This window comes from Neobacillus niacini, assembly GCF_023715415.1.
GTDB lineage: Bacteria > Bacillota > Bacilli > Bacillales > Cytobacillaceae > Neobacillus > Neobacillus niacini_C.
In genome coordinates, this window is the sequence record NZ_JAMBOB010000011.1 from 101,763 (window position 1) to 123,128 (window position 21,366).

At 40.1% G+C, this 21,366-nt stretch carries 19 protein-coding genes and 1 pseudogene; 16 read left to right on the top strand and 4 right to left on the bottom strand.

Annotated features, from left to right (window positions below; genetic code table 11):
* Window positions 1–40 precede the first annotated feature (40 nt).
* From M3189_RS22490 to M3189_RS22525, 8 genes and pseudogenes are all read left to right on the top strand, one after another.
* Complete coding sequence (locus tag M3189_RS22490) at window positions 41–1,771, top strand: ABC transporter ATP-binding protein (RefSeq protein WP_251638185.1); 1,731 nt, start codon at window positions 41–43, stop codon at window positions 1,769–1,771.
* Window positions 1,772–3,631, top strand: a complete 1,860-nt coding sequence (locus M3189_RS22495; protein ID WP_251638187.1) for an ABC transporter ATP-binding protein — start codon at window positions 1,772–1,774, stop codon at window positions 3,629–3,631.
* Between the two features lie 48 nt (window positions 3,632–3,679).
* Window positions 3,680–4,879, top strand: coding sequence for an MFS transporter (locus tag M3189_RS22500; protein ID WP_435368115.1), 1,200 nt, complete (start codon window positions 3,680–3,682; stop codon window positions 4,877–4,879).
* Between the two features lie 296 nt (window positions 4,880–5,175).
* Entirely contained in the window at window positions 5,176–6,354 is a 1,179-nt protein-coding gene (locus tag M3189_RS22505; protein ID WP_251638189.1) for an ABC transporter substrate-binding protein, read from the top strand.
* 87 nt (window positions 6,355–6,441) lie between these two features.
* Complete coding sequence (locus M3189_RS22510; RefSeq protein ID WP_251638191.1) at window positions 6,442–7,320, top strand: branched-chain amino acid ABC transporter permease; 879 nt, start codon at window positions 6,442–6,444, stop codon at window positions 7,318–7,320.
* 14 nt (window positions 7,321–7,334) lie between these two features.
* Window positions 7,335–8,310: pseudogene (locus M3189_RS22515) on the top strand (branched-chain amino acid ABC transporter permease).
* On the top strand, window positions 8,285–9,064 hold the full coding sequence (locus tag M3189_RS22520) for an ABC transporter ATP-binding protein (protein WP_251638195.1): 780 nt from the start codon (window positions 8,285–8,287) through the stop codon (window positions 9,062–9,064). The pseudogene M3189_RS22515 and the gene M3189_RS22520 overlap by 26 nt, the downstream one beginning before the upstream one ends.
* Window positions 9,064–9,771: an ABC transporter ATP-binding protein gene (locus tag M3189_RS22525; RefSeq protein ID WP_251638197.1), complete on the top strand. Its 708-nt coding sequence runs from the start codon at window positions 9,064–9,066 to the stop codon at window positions 9,769–9,771. Before M3189_RS22520 ends, M3189_RS22525 begins: the two co-directional genes overlap by 1 nt.
* Before the next feature lie 53 nt (window positions 9,772–9,824).
* Here M3189_RS22525 and M3189_RS22530 read toward each other — a convergent pair whose 3' ends face one another.
* Complete coding sequence (locus M3189_RS22530) at window positions 9,825–11,633, bottom strand: TIGR04190 family B12-binding domain/radical SAM domain protein (RefSeq protein ID WP_251638199.1); 1,809 nt, start codon at window positions 11,631–11,633, stop codon at window positions 9,825–9,827.
* Between the two features lie 277 nt (window positions 11,634–11,910).
* Here M3189_RS22530 and M3189_RS22535 point away from each other — a divergent pair, with 277 nt between their 5' ends.
* The 4 genes from M3189_RS22535 to M3189_RS22550 all read left to right on the top strand — a co-directional run bounded on the left by M3189_RS22535 (window position 11,911) and on the right by M3189_RS22550 (window position 14,413).
* On the top strand, window positions 11,911–12,324 hold the full coding sequence (locus tag M3189_RS22535) for a transporter (protein ID WP_435368116.1): 414 nt from the start codon (window positions 11,911–11,913) through the stop codon (window positions 12,322–12,324).
* A gap of 98 nt (window positions 12,325–12,422) precedes the next feature.
* Window positions 12,423–12,899, top strand: coding sequence for a Cys-tRNA(Pro) deacylase (ybaK, locus tag M3189_RS22540; RefSeq protein ID WP_251638200.1), 477 nt, complete (start codon window positions 12,423–12,425; stop codon window positions 12,897–12,899).
* A gap of 80 nt (window positions 12,900–12,979) precedes the next feature.
* Window positions 12,980–14,101, top strand: coding sequence for a PRK06851 family protein (locus tag M3189_RS22545; protein ID WP_251638203.1), 1,122 nt, complete (start codon window positions 12,980–12,982; stop codon window positions 14,099–14,101).
* 108 nt (window positions 14,102–14,209) lie between these two features.
* Window positions 14,210–14,413: a hypothetical protein gene (locus M3189_RS22550; RefSeq protein ID WP_251638204.1), complete on the top strand. Its 204-nt coding sequence runs from the start codon at window positions 14,210–14,212 to the stop codon at window positions 14,411–14,413.
* 42 nt (window positions 14,414–14,455) lie between these two features.
* Here the strand turns inward: M3189_RS22550 and M3189_RS22555 are convergent, their stop codons facing one another.
* Window positions 14,456–14,611 (bottom strand): hypothetical protein, encoded by a 156-nt coding sequence (locus tag M3189_RS22555; protein ID WP_251638206.1) that lies wholly within the window; start codon window positions 14,609–14,611, stop codon window positions 14,456–14,458.
* Between the two features lie 125 nt (window positions 14,612–14,736).
* Complete coding sequence (locus M3189_RS22560) at window positions 14,737–16,191, bottom strand: c-type cytochrome (RefSeq protein ID WP_251638208.1); 1,455 nt, start codon at window positions 16,189–16,191, stop codon at window positions 14,737–14,739.
* A 141-nt stretch (window positions 16,192–16,332) separates the two neighbouring features.
* On the opposite strand from M3189_RS22560, the gene M3189_RS22565 reads away from it, so the two are divergent.
* From M3189_RS22565 to M3189_RS22580, 4 genes are all read left to right on the top strand, one after another.
* Window positions 16,333–16,998, top strand: a complete 666-nt coding sequence (locus M3189_RS22565) for a DNA alkylation repair protein (protein WP_251638210.1) — start codon at window positions 16,333–16,335, stop codon at window positions 16,996–16,998.
* Window positions 16,999–17,069: 71 nt separating this feature from the next.
* Window positions 17,070–17,924 carry an HAD family hydrolase gene (locus M3189_RS22570; protein WP_251638228.1) on the top strand — a complete coding sequence of 285 codons (855 nt, stop codon included), beginning with the start codon at window positions 17,070–17,072 and terminating at the stop codon, window positions 17,922–17,924.
* Between the two features lie 15 nt (window positions 17,925–17,939).
* Complete coding sequence (locus tag M3189_RS22575) at window positions 17,940–19,019, top strand: PQQ-dependent sugar dehydrogenase (protein WP_251638212.1); 1,080 nt, start codon at window positions 17,940–17,942, stop codon at window positions 19,017–19,019.
* 22 nt (window positions 19,020–19,041) lie between these two features.
* Complete coding sequence (locus M3189_RS22580) at window positions 19,042–19,275, top strand: hypothetical protein (protein WP_095247458.1); 234 nt, start codon at window positions 19,042–19,044, stop codon at window positions 19,273–19,275.
* A 413-nt stretch (window positions 19,276–19,688) separates the two neighbouring features.
* On the opposite strand, the gene M3189_RS22585 is transcribed toward M3189_RS22580, so the two are convergent.
* On the bottom strand, window positions 19,689–21,098 hold the full coding sequence (locus tag M3189_RS22585; protein ID WP_251638215.1) for an IS110 family transposase: 1,410 nt from the start codon (window positions 21,096–21,098) through the stop codon (window positions 19,689–19,691).
* Window positions 21,099–21,366: the final 268 nt, after the last annotated feature.

Sequence of the window (21,366 nt, forward strand, 5' to 3'; positions counted from 1 at the left end):
GTTCAAAAGATTTCCAAAAGAATGTTGGGGTGAGGAATTCATGGGGTTTTTAGCAAAATACATAAGGAAATATTGGAAGTCTTTTAGCTTAGCTGTTTTATTTTTAACCTTTGAAGCGATTAGTGATTTGATGATGCCAACGATTATGGCGAAAATTATTGATGTTGGTGTCGCAGGCAGAGATTTAGAGTATGTACTTAAAATGGGTGGATTAATGCTATTGATTACGCTTTTTGGTGCGATTGCGGCTTCAACTAGAAGTATCATTGCCAGCAACGTCTCACAAAGCTTTGGGTCAGAGTTAAGGTCAGACTTATATAAAAAAATTCAAACGCTGTCCTTCAAAAATATTGACCGATTTGAACGTGCATCTTTAATCACAAGGCTGACCAATGATGTCACTCAGGTGCAGGTTTTTGCGAATGGCTTAATGCGAATTTTTGTTAAATCTCCGTTGTTGGCGATCGGAGGATTAATTATGGCTACGCGGTTAAACCTCCATTTATCGGTTGTATTAATTGTTGTTGTCCCGATTGTGGCCATTTTTATCATTTTAAACCTTAGACTTGGATTCCCTATGTTTTCAAAAGTACAGAAGGCGCTTGACCGGGTAAATGGTGTGATGCGTGAATATTTGTCCGGGGTGCGTGTTGTTAAAGCGTTCAACCGTTTTGATGTCGAGGTAAATAAATTTGAGAAAACAAATGATGATTTTAAAAAGCAATCGATCGCTGCTACAAGGCTAATGGCTGTGTTCAGCCCAGCGATTATGCTGACCGTTAACCTTGGAATTGTTGCTGTCCTCTGGATTGGCGGCTTTGGGGTGACGAATGGCAATGTCCAGGTTGGTCATATAATTGCTTTTATTAATTACATGACGCAAATTCTGTTTTCATTGATGATGATATCGATGGTATTTAATATGTTTGTCCGTGCCAAAACTTCAACTGTAAGGATTAGTGAAGTATTTGTTCAGGAGGATGATTTAACTTGGAAGGATGAAAAAGAAGAAGCCCCTATTGGACAAGGGAAAATTGAATTTGATCATGTATCTTTTTCTTATGAAGGGACAAGCGGTGACCCAGTGCTAAAAGATATTAACCTGACCATCCTGCCAGGAGAAACCGTTGGAATCATTGGTTCGACAGGCTCAGGCAAAAGCACTCTTGTCGGCTTAATTCCCCGTTTTTATGATGTGAGTGCCGGCAGTATCAAAGTAGATGGTGAGGAAATTCACCTTGTGGATCCTAAGAGACTAAGAGAAAAGATTGCTTTTGTCCCGCAGAAAAATATTCTTTTCACCGGAAGTGTTGAGGAAAATATTAAATGGGGAAAAGAAGATGCTTCAATGGAGGAAGTAGAAAAGGCGGCAGAGATTGCCGGTGCACATGATTTTATCGCTTCCTCCCCTGAAGGATATCAAACAAGGATAGGTCAAGGCGGGGTAAACTTTTCAGGCGGCCAAAAGCAGCGAATCTCGATTGCAAGGGCATTAATTAAAAACCCAAAGATTTTAATACTAGATGATAGCACGAGTGCGGTTGACGTTACCACGGAGGCAGGTATTAAGGCTGGATTGAAAAAGTATGCAAAAGGTCTGACGTGCCTCCTTATTGCCCAGCGGATCACCTCCATCATTGACGCAGACAAAATTGTTGTCATGGACCATGGGGAAATTGCTGGTGTAGGAAAACATGAAGAATTAATAAGAGACTGTAAGGTTTACCAGGAAATCTATCAATCACAAGTAGGTAAGGAGGTGGCACTCTAAATGGCGAAGGAAGCTAATCAATCCAGTAACACACCACCTCCCCTCTCGCTTCCCGGTAGGCCGGGCTTTGGAGGCCATCGTAGAGGTGCCCCGATTGTAAAACCAAAAAACTTTAAAGAGACAATAAGAAGGTTATGGCATTATTTTGGCAATGAGCGAAAAATGCTTAGTATTGTGTTTTTGTTCATTCTTTTCAGTTCAGCATTATCGCTCCTCTCTCCGTTCTTAATCGGGAAAGCGGTGGATGCGATAAATCTCGGCAACAAAGTAGATTTTAATTTTCTTGAAGTTATGATTATTATCCTAATATCTGCCTATATTTTAGATGGTGTCTTGACGTTTTTGCAGGGGTGGCTGATGGCCGGTGTTTCCCAGCGGATTGTAAAAAGGCTCCGAGATGCATTGTTTAGAAAACTCCAAAACCTCCCCGTCTCCTTTTTTGACAAGCGGACTCATGGAGAATTAATGAGCAGGCTATCAAACGATATTGATAATGTCAGCAGTACCATCTCGCAATCGACGACACAGTTGATGTCAGGTGTCATTGTAATTTTAGGTTCATTTATTATGATGTTAATCCTTAGTCCGATTTTGACTGTGGCAAGCTTGCTGACCGTTCCCCTTGTTTTTCTCTTAACCAAGACAATTGCAAAAAGAACGAGTGTCTATTTTAAAGAGCAGCAAATTCAGCTTGGGAAGTTAAATGGGCAAATAGAAGAAACGATTTCAGGAATTGAGGTTGTAAAGGCATTTAATCATGAGGATAAGGTTATCTCTGAATTTGAAGAGGTCAATCAAAAACTGCGTGAGGTTGGCCTTAAGGCGCAAATTTGGTCCGGCTTTCTTATGCCCATCATGAATGTAATTAATAATTTAGGTTTTGCGATTGTAGCCGTAACAGGAGGGTTCCTTGCTGTTAAGGGTATGATTACGATTGGTGCCATTGCGAGTTTTATTACCTATTCGCGGCAGTTTGTCCGGCCGCTTAACGACCTTGCCCAAATTTTTAACATGCTGCAGTCTGGTGTTGCTGGTGCGGAGCGGGTTTTTGAGATTCTCGATGAGCAAGAGGAGCCTGATGATCAAAAGGATGCCATTGTGCTAGACAAGCCGAAAGGGCATGTTGTTTTTGAAAACGTCAGCTTCGGCTACCGCGGGGATGTTCCGATTTTAAAAAATGTCAGTTTTGAAAGTGATATTGGCAGCAGCACGGCATTAGTGGGGCCAACCGGAGCGGGAAAAACGACGATTGTAAATTTATTGACACGTTTTTATGACGTCACAGAGGGCAGAATTTTATTAGATGGTCATGATATTAGAGAATATACACGTGACAGCTTAAGAAGCTGCTTTGGATTTGTTCTCCAGGATACCTATCTGTTTTCAGGCAGCATTAAGGAAAATATTAAGTACGGAAAGCCTTCAGCAAGTGATGAGGAGGTCATCCATGCTGCGAAGATGGCCAATGCAGATGCTTTTATTCGACGATTGCCTAATCAGTATGAAACATCTCTTTCAGAAAATGGTGGAAACTTAAGTCAAGGGCAGCGCCAGTTGATTGCCATTGCCAGGGTTATTCTTGCAAAGCCCGCTGTATTAATTTTAGATGAGGCGACAAGCAGTATTGATACACGTACGGAGCTTCATATTCAAGAAGCACTGCTTACCTTAATGGAGGGGCGGACTAGTTTTATTATCGCTCACAGGTTAAATACGATTCGAGATGCCGATAGCATTATGGTGATTGACAATGGCCAGATTCTTGAAAAAGGAAATCACGGCGAACTTATGAACCAACAAGGGAAATACTATCATATGTTCTTTAACCAATTTAAAAATGTAGAAATCGCTGTTGATTAATGGAAAATTCATTAGTAGGGAATAATGAAGTTTAAAAGGGGGCTGGTTATGAAAAAAGAAATTTCAAATCGGAAATTACTCTGGGTTTCCGGAACAGGCTGGATGTTTGATGCATTGGATGTGGGCATGCTTTCCTTCATTATTGCAGCATTGAGTGTAGAATGGAACTTAACGTCTGAGCAAATGGGCTGGATCGGAAGTATCCAATCAATCGGAATGGCTGTAGGAGCCTTGATTTTTGGATTAATGGCAGACCGAATTGGCCGGAAAAATGTCTTTATCATTACGTTATTATTATTTTCAATTGGAAGTGGAATTTCAGCCTTTGCGACATCCATTACCGTATTCCTTATCTTAAGATTTTTTATTGGAATGGGTCTTGGCGGTGAGCTTCCCGTTGCTTCGACACTCGTTTCTGAAAGTGTTCCTGCCGAAAAACGAGGACGGATTGTCGTGTTACTAGAAAGCTTTTGGGCAGCTGGCTGGCTGCTGGCTGCGGTTATTTCTTATTTTATTATCCCGAAATTTGGCTGGTCGACGGCCTTGTTAATTAGTGCAACACCTGCATTGTATGCTTTGTATTTACGGGTTGGATTACCCGACTCTCCTAGATTTGAAGCGATAAAGGATAAAGAGAAGATTTCTGCATTTCAAAGTATCGCAAATCTATGGACGAATGAATATCGCCGCCGTACAACGATGTTATGGATTGTGTGGTTTTGTGTAGTTTTCTCCTATTATGGCATGTTTTTATGGCTACCAAGTGTGATGGTATTAAAAGGTTTTAGTCTAATCAAGAGTTTTGGGTATGTGTTAATTATGACCCTTGCTCAATTACCAGGATATTTTACGGCTGCTTGGGCGATTGAAAAATTCGGCCGGAAATTTGTATTGGCTGTCTACTTAATTGGAACAGCAATCAGTGCTTTTCTATTTGGAAATGCAGAGTCAACGACACTGTTAATTACGTCTGGTATTCTTTTATCTTTCTTTAACCTTGGGGCATGGGGTGGATTATATGCCTATACTCCGGAACAATATCCAACGATTATCCGTGGAACGGGTTCAGGATCGGCGGCGGCATTTGGCCGATTAGGCGGAGTACTTGGACCGTTATTGGTTGGTTATTTAGTGGCACAAAGTACATCCATTTCCACCATCTTTACAATCTTTTGTATCTCCGTTTTCATAGCTGCTTTTGCGGTTATCTTTTTGGGGAAAGAGACGAAAAATAAAGTATTAGTATAATATTTAGTTGAGAGAGATTTCGATAAGGGAATCTCTCTTTTATTATTTAACACTGCCTCATTTTATCCCTTTAAAGGGACAAAGTTAATTGGATTGTTTTTAATCCTATGTCTATAGTAGGAAATTATTAAAATATTTATTTTTCAGAATTATAGTAAAATAACGCATTTTACTACTAGACGGAAAGGAAATTATTTTGGTACAATGTTTTCAGAATATTATCTTTTTTTAAACATCTTTTTGGATAAACATCGAGTGAAAAGGGGAATTTTATTCAAAAATAGGGGGTATAGACGGTGAGAAAGAAAAAACTTGCAGGTATTTTTATGTCGTTCATGATGGCGGCAGGTGTGTTGGCAGGCTGTGGTGGTTCATCGAGTACAAGCGGTGAAAAAGACGGAGAAACCATAAAAATTGGTGCCAACCTTGAGCTTTCCGGCGGTGTAGCTTCTTACGGCCAGTCAATTGAAGAAGGTATCAAATTAGCATTGGAAGAAATCAATAAAGAGGGCATTGATGGGAAAAAGTTAGAGCTTGTAACCTTCGATAATAAATCGGATGCTGCTGAAGCAACAAGCGGTACAACAAAGTTAATCAGCCAAGATAAGGTAGCAGCTATTATCGGTGCAGCCACTAGTACTAACACATTAGCACAAGTACAAATCGCTCAGAAAAACAAAATTCCACTATTAACACCAACTGGAACAAATCCAACTATTACAAATAAAGACGGCGTCCTAAGTGACTATGTTTTCCGTACATGCTTCATCGATCCTTTCCAAGGAACTGTTGCGGCTAACTTTGCTTCTAAAGATCTTAAAGTAAAAAATGCGGCAATCATTATCGATAGCTCAAGTGACTATGCAAAAGGACTTGCAGCAGCCTTCACTGAGGCATTTGAAGCAAATGGCGGAAAAATCGTTAAAGAAGAAGCATATGTTGCGAAAGATACAGATTTCAATGCAATCTTAACCAACATTAAATCTTCAAACCCAGATTTTATTTTCCTTCCTGGATATTATGAGGAAGTTGGCTTAATCATTAAGCAAGCTCGTGCTCTTGGTATTGAAGCTCCATTTATGGGCGGCGATGGCTGGGATTCTCCTAAACTAGTAGAAATCGCAGGTAACGATCCATTAAACAATACATTTATTACAAACCACTACTCTTCTGGTGACTCTGATCCAAAGGTACAAGATTTTGTGAAAGCGTTTGAAGCAAAATATAAAGGTAAATCTCCTGATGCCTTCAATGCATTAGGTTACGACTCACTTTACTTCCTTGCAGATGCAATTAAGCGTGCTGGAAGTGCTGACCCTGAAAAAATCCAAAAAGCACTTGAAGAAACAGATGGTCTGCAATTAGTATCTGGAACGATGAAGCTTGATAAAAACCACGATCCAATTAAATCTGCCGTAATCCTTGAATACAAAGGCGGAAAGCAAGAATTTAATACAAAGGTAGACCCAGAATAAAATATTGAACAAGAGAATAGGGAGCGATAGTGTCTCCCTATTCCTTATTTAGATGACATTTTCCTTATTTTAGGAGGAGACTTAGACATGGAATTTTTACAACAGCTGGTCAATGGGGTGTCGTTAGGCAGTATCTATGCCTTGATTGCTCTTGGTTACACGATGGTTTATGGAATTGTAAAATTAATTAACTTTGCCCACGGAGACGTCTTCATGGTCGGAGCATTTATCGGTTTTTATTCTATTACTATATTAGATTTAGGATTTTTCCCTTCCTTGCTTATTTCCATGGTAGTGTGTGCCATCTTAGGGGTTCTCATTGAAAGAATCGCCTACAAACCTTTGCGTAATGCCACGAGAATTGCGGCGCTTATTACCGCAATTGGAGTATCATTGTTAATTGAATATGGAGTCATTTATGTTCGAGGTGCCCAGCCAGAGGCATATCCAGGTGACTTAATCCCGGCAACAAGCTTAGATTTCCTTGGAGTAAAGGTGAGCAGTCAGTCACTTTTAATCTTAGGTACTTCTGTAGTATTAATGATTCTTTTACAATTTATTGTTCATAAAACAAAAATTGGAAAAGCCATGCGTGCTGTTTCTCATGATATGGATGCAGCAAGATTGATGGGAATTAACGTTAACAATACCATTTCTGCAACTTTTGCAATTGGTTCAGCGTTAGCGGGTGCAGCTGGTGTTGCTTTCGGAATGTATTATACAAAGATTGAGCCATTAATGGGAATTATCCCAGGTCTTAAAGCCTTCGTTGCTGCCGTTTTAGGCGGTATTGGAATTATTCCAGGTGCAATGGTTGGCGGTCTGTTATTAGGTGTCATCGAGTCACTTGTAAGTGCTGCAGGCTTCTCACTTTGGCGTGATGGTGTGGCATTTGTCGTATTGATTTTAATTTTGATTTTCCGTCCAGCCGGTTTATTCGGTAAAAATGTACGGGAAAAAGTGTAAGGGGTGCTATAGCGATGAATATACTCAAACATGCGAAAGGTTTTTGGTCATCAATCGTTTTAGCCATTGTTTTTGGTGTTGTGATGCAATTTTTAATTACCGGAGAAATAATTAACTTCTTCTATGTGAACACACTATACTTTATTGGTATTAATATTATTCTTGCTGCCAGCTTACATTTGATTATTGGAATTACTGGACAGTTTTCGATTGGACATGCAGGCTTCCTGGCTGTGGGTGCATACGCCTCTGCCATTATTACGATGAAACTAGAACTGCCCTTCTCTCTTAGTCTATTAGCAGGAGGAGTAGCAGCTGCAATTGCAGGCTTAATTATTGGAATCCCTACACTTCGGCTAAAAGGAGATTATCTAGCGATTGCCACACTTGGGTTTGGCGAAATTGTCCGGATTGTCTTTTTAAATATTGAATATGTTGGCGGAGCAAGCGGGATGACGGTTACCCAGCTTACGACTTGGCCATGGTTATTTGGAAGCATCCTTCTAACACTTATCGTCATTAGAAACTTCACTAATTCAACACATGGGCGAGCGTGTATTTCTGTCAGAGAAAATGAAATTGCCGCTGACGCCATGGGGATTAACACTACGTACTATAAGGTTGTCGCATTTGCCATCGGAGCCTTCTTTGCTGGTGTCGCAGGCGCTTTGTATGCACATAACTTTTTCATTATCCAGCCGACAAACTTCGGTTTCTTAAAATCCTTTGATATTTTAATCTTTGTTGTTCTTGGCGGGTTAGGAAGTTTGTCAGGAGCCGTTTTATCTGCAATCCTGCTAACGATTATTTCCACCTTCCTGCAAAGCTATCCAGAATTACGGATGATTATCTATAGCTTAGTGTTGATTATGATGATGCTTTACCGTCCACAGGGACTAATGGGAACAAGAGAATTGACCTCATTCTTTAAGTTTGGAAAGTCTGCAAAAAGGGGGATTAACTCATGACAGCAAAAACACCGTTGCTTAAAGTAAATAATGCAGGCATCCGCTTTGGCGGATTAAAGGCTGTTTCAGATGTGAACCTCGAGTTAAAGCAAGGTGAATTAGTAGGGTTGATTGGACCAAATGGAGCCGGTAAAACGACTTTTTTCAACCTGTTAACAGGTGTATATGTGCCTACCGAAGGCAGTATTGAATTAGATGGGGATAAACTAAATGGTTTAGCACCCTATAAGATTACCAAAAAAGGAATAAGCAGAACCTTTCAAAACATTCGTTTGTTTAGTGAACTGTCTGTGCTCGATAATGTAAAGGTGGCTTATCATTCATTAGCCAAGCATTCCATTTTGAGTTCAATCTTCCGTCTCCCAAAGCACTTTTCGGAAGAAAAGTATATGGAAGAAAAGGCGATTGAGTTTCTAAAGATATTTAATTTAGATAATGTTATGCATGAAACAGCGAAGAACCTTCCGTACGGTCAGCAGCGCCGTCTAGAGATTGCAAGAGCGCTCGCAGCCAATCCGAAACTATTGCTCCTGGATGAACCTGCAGCGGGTATGAATCCGCAGGAAACAGAAGAATTAATGAATTTAATCGCGTTAATTCGCAAAAAGTTTGATTTAACCATCCTTTTGATTGAGCATGATATGCTCCTTGTAATGGGGGTATGTGAACGGATTTATGTACTAGACCACGGTCAGCTTATTGCAGATGGGACTCCTGAACAAATCAGAAACAATCCAAAAGTCATCGAAGCGTATCTTGGGGAGGAGGTTTCGTAATGCTTAAAATTGAGGATATTAACGTATATTATGGAGTTATTCATGCCTTAAAGGGCGTCTCACTTGAAATTAATCAAGGGGAAATTGTAACCCTGATTGGAGCAAATGGTGCCGGAAAAAGTACACTGTTAAAGACAATTTCCGGCTTACTTAAGCCGAAGAACGGAAACATCTTGTTTGAAGGGCAATCTATATCAGGTAAGGTAGCGCAGTCCATTGTGAAACAAGGTCTATCACATGTTCCTGAAGGCCGTCGAGTGTTTGCTAACATGTCTGTAGAAGAGAACCTTGAATTAGGGGCTTATTTACGGAAGGATAAGCAAGGGATTAAGGATGACTTTGAAAAGGTCTATAAGCTATTTCCCCGCCTGCTCGAACGGCGTAAACAGTTGTCTGGTACGCTATCTGGCGGTGAGCAGCAAATGCTGGCAATGGGCAGGGCCTTGATGGCACGTCCGAAGCTCTTATTATTAGACGAACCATCAATGGGACTCGCTCCACTTTTAGTTAAGACAATTTTCCAAATTATTGAGGAAATTAATAAGTCAGGGACTACAATTCTGTTAGTTGAGCAGAATGCAAACATGGCGTTATCCATTGCTGACCGCGCCTATGTAATCGAGACTGGAAAAATCGTGATTTCAGGCTCCTCCGAGGAGTTAAACCAAAGCGATCAAATCCGAATGGCTTATTTGGGCGGCCATTAATAGCAGTAAAAAGACGTGTGAGTTTATATTCACACGTCTTTCCTTTTAGATTATTAACCTTTAATTTTCTGCTGGTGTGTTTCTAGTTTGAATTGATGACGAAGCTTAGGCTGTAAGGCATGTTTAATTTTTGTTGCATACTCTTCATACAGCTGCTCTAAACCAACTAATGCCAGGGAAAAGAAATTTGCGTAATTCTTTTGTACTTCCCATTTCAGCTCGTTCTTACCACAAATACTATATTTGTTTAATTCCTCAATTTCCTTCTGGATTAAGTCCAATTCTGCCTTCTGCTCTTCTTCAGGCAGCGAAAGAACATAATCTATTTTTTCAATATAAGCTTGTGATTTTTCAATTTTGCCCTTGATTTCATCGTAGCCACTTTGGTCAATTAGACCGTATTTTAACTTAAATTCATTTAATTTTTGAGCAGAATCATACGTAGATCTTACGATATCATCACGTGTCATTTGAGTTGTTTCATAGCTAAGCATATGCTTCCAGGATGGCTGAGTAATCGCCTTGCGGTGGTCCTCAAGGGTATGACAGAATTTTTTAAAGCCGTGAAGCTCTGGATTTTCAAAGGCTGGGCTTGCTGGGTCAAGGAACGGTGCAAGCGGTGCTACAAAGTAGAATAGTCTAGGGTCCTGATTACAAGCAAGGTGGATTTTCTCACAGAAATCAATGTTATCAATTGCACTTTGATACGTTTGACTAGGAATACCTGTCATAAAGAACAAGTCTATCTTTTTAGCACCATGTTTTAGGGCAAAGCTCAGCGTTTCAATTACTTTAGGATTTGTACAATTGAATTTTCCATTATAACGTCTGATTTTTTCATCATGTGTTTCAAGGGTGATCTCAATGCTGTATTTAGAACAGCTGTCGTTCATCATTTGGAAAAACTCTTCGCCTGCATATTGGAATAATTCAAAGACAATTTCATTTTTAAGATTTAGCTTCTTTAGCCGGCTAAAGAACTCTTTTACATATTCACGTCCGCCTTGCCTTAGGTCATGCAGGATAAAGATTGGGGCTCGGCTGAAGCGTGAAATAAACTGCATGTCTTCAATAAGCTTCTCTGGGGAACGTAAGGCAAGCGAACTTCTTCCGCAGTTTTGATCATAGGCATCCTTTGAACCGCCGCAGATGAGACAGTTTTGCGAACAGCCTCTTGCTGTAAGTAAAGCGGTGTTAGGATATTCAAGCCAGCCTTTGTATGGCAGTGGATCTAAGAAATTACGATACTTAAACACGGAACGGACAGTATAGCGATAGCCAGGCACGTCAAGATCATCTAAATCCTTCGGTACATACGTAATCGGATTATAGCCAATTTCACTGCCTTTTTTCCAGGTCAAGTTCGGAATGTCGGCATAGTGAGTATTTCCGAGTTCTAATTTATTCATCAGCAGTAGCATAAGCTTCTCTGTTGAATCTCCGCGCATGACAAAATCAATAAATGGGTATTCAATGAGCTCTTTATGATAATAGGTAGCGGATAAACCTCCGAAAATCATCGGTGTATCAGGATGAAGCTTTCTAACAATCTTCGCAAGTTCGATACTGCCGTGTGCATGTGGCAGCCAGTGCAGGTCAATCCCAAATGCTCTTGTTTTGATTTTTCTTAGCTTCTTTTCTACATCGAACTTCTCACTCATCAGCATTCGGTTTGCAATATTGATAATTTTAACGCGAAGACCGAACCGTTCTAAATAGTCAGCAATACTTGTTAACCCAATTGGATACATTTCAAATACTGGTGATGATGGGACTACGTCGCTAATGGGTCCTGCTAAGAGGGAATTTTTTCGAAAGTCATAAACACTTGGTGCGTGTAAAAGGACTAAATCATACTTCATATAAGCCACCCTTTTCTATTTTTATCATATATAGTAGTTATTGTGAAAAAGTTCACATGATTTCTGTGTATTAACTGTGACAAAGGGATAAACCTGATAAATGGTTTCCCCATTCACAACTGTAAGTATTTTCTAACTACCTTTATTTTACTATAATGATGGATTTATAGAGTGACAAACGGGTGACAACAATGTGGAGATTCGGTGGAAATAAGTTAAAACCAAATAAACGAGTGAGCATATTTTAAAGGGAAAGCACATAAAGGAGGAATATGTCTTGAATTATTATGGTTATCCCAATCAGTATGGAATGTATCCCGGTTTAGAACCGAGCCAACAGCAGGATCGGTTTGGTGGGGGGCAGCAGCCTGGATTCCCTCCCCCTGGATTTGGTGGTGGACAGCAAGGTTTCCCGCCATTTGGAGGAGGACAACAACAAGGTGGGGCACCATCTACACCACCACCTTCGTACACGCCGCAAGAATCAGTTTCTGCATTCGCTGTTGACCCTGGTGCGATTAGAGGCTGTCTCTACCGCTTTACCTTTGTTTGGCTGAATAGTGGCAATAGCTTCTGGTTTTATCCAACCTTTGTTGGAAGAGATTCAGTTGCCGGATATCGTTGGAGAAACTTCCGCTGGGTATATTATGGAACAGACCTTAGGAGAATTCGATCATTTAGATGCTCATAAATTTTTAAAAATTGGGGTAGTGAACCATAGGGTTCATTACTCTGTTTTTTGTACGTGAAATTGGTATAATCATTGTAAAAAATTAAAGGATGAGGAAAATGGCAAAGGTCAAGACGAATGCTATTCGGATTCTGGATAGCAAGAAGATAGCCTATGAGGTGCTTACATACGATAATCAGGATGGAAAAATTGATGGGGTGTCAGTAGCCGGGAAAATTGGAAGAGATTCAAAGGAAGTATATAAAACGCTTGTCGCTCAAGGAGCGAGTAAAAGTATCTATGTTTATGTAATACCGGTTGAGGCGGAATTGGATTTAAAAAAAGCGGCGAAGGCTGCTGGAGAAAAGAATGTAGAGATGATTCCGGTTAAGGATATTTTGAAATGGACCGGATATATCCGGGGCGGCTGTTCACCGATTGGGATGAAAAAAGAGTACAAGACCTATATAGACGATAGCTGCTTAGTGCTTGAACAGATGGTTGTCAGTGCTGGGAAAATAGGCGTCCAAATTGTCATTAATCCAAAAGTGTTAGTTGATCTGACAAAGGCTGAAACATTTGATGTTAGAAAATAATTTAATAGGCATTCACCTATAAAACGTGCATGGCATAGGATATGGGGGAAATGAAATTACGCTATGTCACGTAAAGGAGAGTGTTCAGTGTGGCAGGTAAGATAAAAAATTATTTTGCAGGCGGGAATACCGCAAAAGGATTCCATAGCCTATATGATTCAAACCTTCAAGGACTCGAACGAATCTATATTCTTAAAGGCGGTCCTGGGACAGGAAAATCCTCACTGATGAAGAAAATTGGCAATGAATGGGTCGGAAAAGGGTATGATATCGAATACTTACATTGCTCATCAGATAATAGTTCCATTGATGGTGTTATCATTCGTGCCTTAAAGGTAGGAATCGTTGATGGAACAGCTCCACATGTCATCGAACCTAAGGCCCCAGGTGCTGTAGAACAGTATATTAATTTGGGAGAAGCTTGGAATGCAAAAGCACTTGCTGCCGAGAAAAAGAATATTGAACGGTTAACAAACCAAATTAGTGCCTCCTTTCATCTAGCCTACTCCACCTTTAAACAGGCACTGGATGTTCATGATGATTGGGAGAAAATTTATATTGAGAACATGGATTTTGAAAAAGCAGACCAGTTGACTAATAAATTAATTCAGTCCTTTTTTGGCAAGTTAAAAATAAATAAGCAATCTGATATCCGCCATCGATTTCTAGGGGCGGCAACACCTAAGGGAGCCGTCGATTTTGTCCCGAATCTAACGGAGGAAATTGAGAAGCGTTATTTTATTAAAGGACGCCCTGGCTCTGGAAAGTCGACCATGTTAAAGAAGTTAGCAGCAGCAGCAGAAGCAAGAGGAATTGATATCGAGGTTTTTCACTGCGGATTTGATCCCAATAGTCTCGATATGGTTATTTTTAGAGAGCTGGGCATTGCCATCTTTGATAGTACGGCACCGCACGAGTATTTTCCAAGTCGTGCCGGCGATGAAATTATCGATATGTATGAGCTTCTGATTACACCGGGAACAGATGAAATCTATGAAGATAAGATTAAACCAATTGCGGCAAGCTATAAAAGTAAAATGAATGAAGCTATTTCTTATTTAGCGAGGGCAAAAGATCTTCATGATAAGCTGGAAGCCATTTACGTACCAGCAATGGATTTTTCTGTGGTCGAGCAGCTTCAAAACAGGATAGCTGAGGAAATCAGAGAGTTAGAATTAAACAATATTTACAGCACTCAGTAGGAAAATGAGCATTATTTCAACTGTCTCAAATAGGGACAGTTTTTTTGTGATACTTATGTGCTGGCCGGGAAAGATAAAGTTAACAAACGATAGAGGGAGATGTTTACCTTGAAAAATAACCTAAATTCAGCAAATGATACTGTAGAAGCCAATATTGAAATCAATAGACAATTGGAAGATGGAAAGGTTCATGCTCCTGTTGAGGCACAATCAGAAGCAGAAAGAGCCAACGTAGATTTACAAAATCAGTTCAATAATGACGGAAATAAAGACATACGTACTTCTCCTGCTGCCATTTCCACCCCTCAATAGCCAAAGAGAGTCGGCCTTCCTAAATGGAACGCCGACTCTCTTTTATTCATGCGGATTTGTTTTGCTTTGCTGGCTTTTATTTCTTTTATTGCCCTTGCTGTTATCGCCACTGACAAATTCGCTGGCAAATTCAGCTTCTGCATGACCTGCCTGTGGTGAGTTTTGGTTCTGGCTGCCTTTATTAACTTTTTTCGTCATAAAATCGTCTCCTTCCACTAGTACACACTTTAGTTTGGCATTTGCCAAATTGTTTATGCACGAATGAAGGAGTTAGATGGAGAGTAACGAATAATGTAAAAGTATCTTTTTAAAAGAGAATTGGTTTATTTTTTCTCTGATAACCAAGTAGCCAAAATTTTTGCGTCCGTTTCTTCAACCAATCCACCAGGCATCATGCCTTTACCATCTTGAATACGTGTTAGGATTTCCTTTTTTGATAGCTGACTGCCGATTGTTTTTAAACTTGGACCGGCTTTTCCTTCAAGCTGATCACCATGACAGGAAGCACAACTTTCTTTATAGACAACTTCTCCTGCTTCAGCAACAGAATGGGTTCCCTGTGAGTGGACTTCTTCACTGCTTAAAGGTACTTCATCAACTAACGCTGTATAAGGGACAAATTGAATTTCATGTGGTACACCCTCTGCAGGGATTTCAGTAATTAATTCACCCGTTTCAGTATCCCAAATTTGAACACCAGAAACGGCCTCACCGCCAAGCTTATACGGATAACGTTTATCCATTCCATGGTTTAAAGTCCAAAGTTCCTTGCCGTCGGGGCTTATGCCAGTGTGAGCAGGGATTGTTGTTCCAGTTGATTCCCACAGCCTTTCATACGTTTTCGTATCGAGTTTGTAGATCTTGTTGCCGCCAGTGGTTACATAGGCAAATTTGCCATCCGGGCTAAGAGATATGTGAATAGGACCACCTTCAAATGATATTCTTTTTGTAATTTCGAGAGTGGCAACATCAATAACGACAACTTCCTTTTTACCGCCAACCGCTACCCATACAGATTTACCATCTGGTGTAAGGTTGACACCGTGCAGGCTGCCGCCAACTGGAATGTCCTTAACGATTTTATTATTTTTCCAATCTAGAACCGCTACCTTGTCTTCTTTGTCAATACTGATAAATAGATAAGGAGAGTCAATGGCTTTTCCATCCCAGTACATGGAAGGAGAAATATAGTCTGTGCCTTCTCCAGTAGGAATGTCTGCTATTTTCTTATGTGAGTGGACATCTATAACGGATACAGTACCGCCATATTGGTTCGCTACATAAAGGTATTTATCATCAGGGGACATGGCAGAGTGATGGCCGCCCTTGCCCACTGGAACTCTCCATAATTCTTTGAAAGTAACGGGATCTAGTGCAATAGCATAAGAAGTATCATCATATTCAAACCAATCTACAGTAAACATGGTTTTGAAGTCTTTTGTAAATGTAACGGCATGGGTATCATGCAGGTTAGGGTACATTTGTTGCGTTCTTTCATTCTTAGGTCCCTCAATATCAATGGCTGTCAACATTTTGTGGTATTGGGCATCAATGACCCAAATTTTATTGCTAGAGCCGCCGCCAACATAGGCAAGACTTTCACTGCCAAGTTTCCCGCCGGCAAGTTTTCCATCCATGCTTAGTTCCTCTGTTTTAGGGGATTGTACAGCCTTTTCCTTTGTTGCAGATGCTTCCTTCTGGGCACAACCGCTGATTAAGAGTGCAGAGAGAAAGGCGGTTGCAAGCCCTGAATAAGCTAATGTTTTACGTTTAACCATTGTTTTTTCCTCCAATGAATCGTGATAGCTAAAGAATATAGAGAAATTATATAGATGATATGAAGAAAAATAGTCTAATTTATGACAGTTAATAATGTGAAAAGTGTGATAATTTTCCAATTTTTAAAAGGAGTGTTCAAGGTGAGTAATGAAGTAAAGAGACTAATACAGTTATTTGAGGAAAACAGGAATGAAGAAAATGCAGGTCCGATGAAAAAATATATGAAAGATCACTTCCCTTTCTTAGGAATTAAGTCACCGCTCCGAAAAGAGCTGGAAAAGCAATTTTTTAAAGAGACAGGAATACTGAAAAAGGAATTTAACAAGGAATTTGTGGAAGGACTTTGGGAAAAGGATGAAAGAGAATATCAATATACAGCCATTACATATATGGGGAAATTTAGTAAGAAGTTCCCGAAGGACGTCATTCAATTTTTAGAAAGATTACTCACGACAAAATCTTGGTGGGATAGTGTTGATTCGATTACACCGTTGGTTGGAGATATGGCTAGAAACTATCCTGAACTTATTGATGAGACGATTAATCATTGGTCTGTTGATGATAACTTTTGGCTGCGGAGAAGTGCCATTCTTTTTCAATTAAAGTATAAACAGCAAACAAATGAAGAGCTTCTCTATGATTACATAGTTAAAAATGCTGATAGCAAAGAATTTTTCATACAAAAAGCCATCGGCTGGGCGTTGAGAGAATACTCTAAAACAAATCCTGTTTCTGTTAAGGAGTTTATCGAAGGAAACAAGCTTGCTCCATTAAGTGTAAGAGAAGGAAGTAAGTATCTTTCATGAGCAAAATGGTGAAAATGCATATGGATATCTGATAAGATGGCAGTAACAAAAAATAGAAATAGGTGAACAGCATGATCAAGTGTATTGCGTCAGATATGGATGGTACCTTATTGAATTCGTATCAACAAGTTAGTCAGGAAAATATAGAAGCGATTCTAAATGCTCAAGATCAGGGAGTTGAAGTGGTAATAGCAACTGGCAGGTCTTATCAAGAGGTGCGATATATCCTAGATGAAGCAGATATACATTGCCCTGTCATTGGTGTAAATGGTGCAGAAGTACGCACAAAAGAAGGAGAAATACTATCTGCGACACCAATTGAAAAGCACGTAGCCATACAAGCTGCCCAAAGGCTAATGGAAATGGATATCTATTTCGAAGTATATACAAACAAAGGTACATACTCCTTGGATCCAAATATTGCCGTGGCAATTATTGTTGATATTGTAGTGAGTGCTAATCCTGATGTGAAACCAGAAGACGCGGTAAAAAAAGCACAAGAACGCATTCAGCATGGTTTAGTCCATCAGGTTGAAAGTTATGATGTTTTATTCAATGATGAAACACACCAAATATACAAGCTTTTTGGGTTTGCACTGGATTCAGACAGGCGTGAAGCTGCAGAAAACGCACTAGAAGAATTAACTGAGTTGGCAGTTTCCAGTTCAGGCCATAACAATCTGGAAATCACTCATCGAAATGCGCAAAAAGGAATTGCTTTAGAAACATATGTGAAATCAAAAGGGATCGACATCGCTGAAACAATGGCAATGGGTGATAGTTTTAATGACGTCTCGATGCTGGAAAGAGTCGGGAGAGCAGTCGCAATGGGGAATGCTGATTATGAAATAAAAACTCTATGTGATGTGATTACCGCAACAAATGATGAACATGGAGTAGCCAAGGCAATAGTAGAAGTTTTATAGGAAAGGAAGAGATGGATGGTCAAGGTACGTTCCATTCTATTATCGATGATAGTCTTGATATCAGGTTGTTCTCTTTTTGAAAAGGAAAATCTGCAGCCTAATGATCCTCTTGAGGATGAGGCGATTGTCCTGCAGCCAGACATTGAAGTGGTGGCGGAGGAGTTACGGGTTCCGTGGTCGATTAATAAGCTAAATCAGGTTTTTTACGTGAGTGAACGAACAGGGAATATCGTGAAAATAGATAATGGAAAAATGGAACGACAACAAGTTGCTTTGGAAAAGCCGCTCGCGAAAGCAGCGGAAGCTGGACTGCTTGGCTTTGTCCTCCATCCGGGGTTTGTTGATAATCAGAAGGCATTTTCTTATTATACCTATGGGAATGAGCAGGGACAGTTTAACAGAGTGGTTGTATTGCGGCTAGAAGGGAATCAGTGGACGGAAGAAAGAATCCTTCTTGATAAGATTCCTAGTGCAGCCTATCATCATGGCGGTCGTCTGAAGATTGGTCCGGATGGGAAGCTGTATATTACGACAGGTGATGCTACTACTCCAGAACTTTCGCAGGACGTAAGGTCTTTGAATGGGAAAATTTTAAGAATGAATCTCGATGGCAGTATTCCAGAAGATAATCCATTTGACCATTCTTATGTTTACAGCTATGGTCATCGGAATCCTCAGGGTCTTGTATGGATAGATGATACCTTATATTCGAGTGAGCATGGTCAGTCCGCACATGATGAAATCAATTTAATTAAACCTGGTGCGAATTATGGTTGGCCGGTAATTGAAGGAAATGAAAGGAAAGCCGGAATGGAGACACCATTGTTTCATTCAGGTAATGAAACCTGGGCGCCTTCAGGAATGGCGATCCACGATGGTAGGTTGTATGCTGCAACACTCAGAGGGAATGCAGTTAGAGAGTTCGACTTAGGTAAGAACAGTACGAGTCCGGTTATTACGGGTTTAGGGAGGATTCGTGATGTGTTTGTTGAGGGCGAATACCTCTACTTTGTCAGCAACAATACAGACGGCAGAGGAAATCCAGATGAAAAGGATGACAAATTGTACCGAGTATTGGTAACCAATTTGAAATAAATGGGTAAAGGCTGGTGTGAATATGACGACAAAAAGCAATAAACTACAATATGGATGGACACTGATTGCTCATCCTACCTATCAAATCTTTACAAATAAAAACTCCTACGCCATCATCGACGAAGACAATGACGTCATGCTCAGATTCACCCTCCAAGAAAACGAAATCGAAATCCATGGTGCAAACTGGAACCTAAACTACAAAATCAACCTCGGCTTCAAAACCCTAAAAATCATCAACACACCCGAAGACTAATGGTGACAGCGTATAATGGCAAATAAGTCAAACACCTTTTTTCCTTAAAAAAGGGCGACCTTAAGTAGAATCCCCTATTTCCATTTTTAGGAAGACTCAACTATCACAGAATGTATCATAGGGCTCCTCTAGAACGTGAAAGGACCTTGCGTTTTCATCCTACAGAGGATACCGCCTAGTAAATCTAAACTTAGATTTCACGTATTATTCGTACTTGTAGGACAAGATCCATAACGCTGTCACTCGAGGTCTGGAGCCTCAGGCACGAAGAACAATGTGATCTAACGTCCTAGAGGAGCCCCATTTTAAATGAAACAACTTCCTAAGAAAATACTAACTACTTAACATTGAACAGTTTTACACTTTAATTTTAACAATTGGCACACTAATGTTGAGAAATGTATTCTTTAATTCTAGGCTAATTGACGATCAGTTGATGTAACGAAATCTCCATAAAACCGTTTTACATTAGGCATTCGCAGCTTCTTACTTAGCTCATCAAACAAGACATAGTATTTGTGTTCTGTACGGTACAGAGTTTGATTTCGAATCATTGAAAAGGCTAGACGAATCATTCGGTTTCCTAAGGCAATATACGCCTGACGAGGGTGTTTACCACGTTCTTTTAGGGCAAGATACTTCTGTTTCATTTCAGGGTTATTAACGGCTAAGGATCTCCCTACTTGGTAGGTGATATTACGGAAGGTTCTTCTTCCTTGTTTAGAAACACCAAAGTATGATGGTTTTTTTCCTCCTGATTGCTTCACAATTGGATTTGTCCCTGCCATTTTAATTAATTGTCCCGCATGGTCGAAATCAGAGATATCTCCCATTTCCGCATATAATTCTGCCCCCGTCACAACACCTATCCCAGGAACGCTAAGAATGACCGCCCCTTCAGTCTGAACGAATAAATCTTCGATTTTCTTTTCTAATAATTGAATTTGGTCATCTAAAAGGTCTAACTGATCTAATTTCTGAATCAAGAGAAATTGGTCGGCCTCCACAAACTCTTTTGGTTGCGAGATTGAGTTCTGCGCAAAATCAAGTAATATCTTAATCGTTTTATCCCTAAGTTTTAAATTTTCCCTAATAGATAGTTCACGTAAGCCCTCCTCCCCGAGGGAAAGGATATCACTGGGGTGGAGATAGTGACGCATAAAGTATCGAGGTGCTTTCGCAAATAGCTTAGAGAAAGGGGCGACATGTTCACGTTTTCCATTTATCCACATGCTTTTTCCTTGAAACTCTCGGAAAATATGATCCAAATATACACGAATCATATTTTCGGTAGAAGTCCTTTCCTCTACTAGAACACGTCGAGCACGTGTTAATTTTTGCAGGGTGTGTATGTTTCCAGTGGATAACTCGTTTGATGTCCCCCGGCCGTTAATCATAGATTGAACAATCGCCATTAGGTCTAAATTATCCGTTTTTGACCAATTCAAGAGAGCTTGCCTTTCCTGTGCAGTGGTCGCTGCATTCAAAATCCGTAAGTAGTAACCTTCAGAATGACAACGTCGCACTAAATCTTGGTAATAATGCCCCGTTGTTTCAATTCCTACTACTACCTCTTTCATACCAAGCCGATTTCTCTGGCTGCTAATCTGTTCCTTTAGCACCTCAAGTCCCGTCAGGGATGCATCGAATTCAAATGGTTTAACTAAAACGTCCCCATAAAAAGTACAAATTATTGCCTTGTGAGTATATTTCGCAGCATCAACTGCCACCATCAACATGTTTTCAGAACCTATTTCTCGTACAAATTGTGCCCATCGACTTCCGTTTTTTCCTTGAATATGATTCAATAATGTATATGCCATCATTTTCATCTCCTTGTGGTAGGGAATAGTAATTGGAAGTTCTGTGATAGGTACTTCTATTTTACAATGAAAATGGTGGTCTTTTTTGTTATCTGAACCTATTTTCTATACTAGGCACCAAATATACAAAAACCGCTGTTTATGATCTGCCCCGTAAATGTTAGACACCAATCTAACATTTACGGGGTGTTTTTTATGGCTAAATTTACAGTGGAGGAAAAGGTTCAATATGTTTTAAGGTATCAGAATGGGAATGAATCAATGGGGG

Bases quoted from the DNA above. Each gene is read 5' to 3' on its own strand.
- M3189_RS22490 (WP_251638185.1), top strand. From the start codon at position 41: ATGGGGTTTTTAGCAAAATACATAAGGAAATATTGGAAGTCTTTTAGC.
- M3189_RS22495 (WP_251638187.1), top strand. From the start codon at position 1,772: ATGGCGAAGGAAGCTAATCAATCCAGTAACACACCACCTCCCCTCTCG.
- M3189_RS22500 (WP_435368115.1), top strand. From the start codon at position 3,680: ATGAAAAAAGAAATTTCAAATCGGAAATTACTCTGGGTTTCCGGAACA.
- M3189_RS22510 (WP_251638191.1), top strand. From the start codon at position 6,442: ATGGAATTTTTACAACAGCTGGTCAATGGGGTGTCGTTAGGCAGTATC.
- M3189_RS22520 (WP_251638195.1), top strand. From the start codon at position 8,285: ATGACAGCAAAAACACCGTTGCTTAAAGTAAATAATGCAGGCATCCGC.
- M3189_RS22525 (WP_251638197.1), top strand. From the start codon at position 9,064: ATGCTTAAAATTGAGGATATTAACGTATATTATGGAGTTATTCATGCC.
- M3189_RS22530 (WP_251638199.1), bottom strand. From the start codon at position 11,633: ATGAAGTATGATTTAGTCCTTTTACACGCACCAAGTGTTTATGACTTT.
- ybaK (WP_251638200.1), top strand. From the start codon at position 12,423: ATGGCAAAGGTCAAGACGAATGCTATTCGGATTCTGGATAGCAAGAAG.
- M3189_RS22555 (WP_251638206.1), bottom strand. From the start codon at position 14,611: ATGACGAAAAAAGTTAATAAAGGCAGCCAGAACCAAAACTCACCACAG.
- M3189_RS22560 (WP_251638208.1), bottom strand. From the start codon at position 16,191: ATGGTTAAACGTAAAACATTAGCTTATTCAGGGCTTGCAACCGCCTTT.
- M3189_RS22570 (WP_251638228.1), top strand. From the start codon at position 17,070: ATGATCAAGTGTATTGCGTCAGATATGGATGGTACCTTATTGAATTCG.
- M3189_RS22575 (WP_251638212.1), top strand. From the start codon at position 17,940: ATGGTCAAGGTACGTTCCATTCTATTATCGATGATAGTCTTGATATCA.
- M3189_RS22580 (WP_095247458.1), top strand. From the start codon at position 19,042: ATGACGACAAAAAGCAATAAACTACAATATGGATGGACACTGATTGCT.
- M3189_RS22585 (WP_251638215.1), bottom strand. From the start codon at position 21,098: ATGGCATATACATTATTGAATCATATTCAAGGAAAAAACGGAAGTCGA.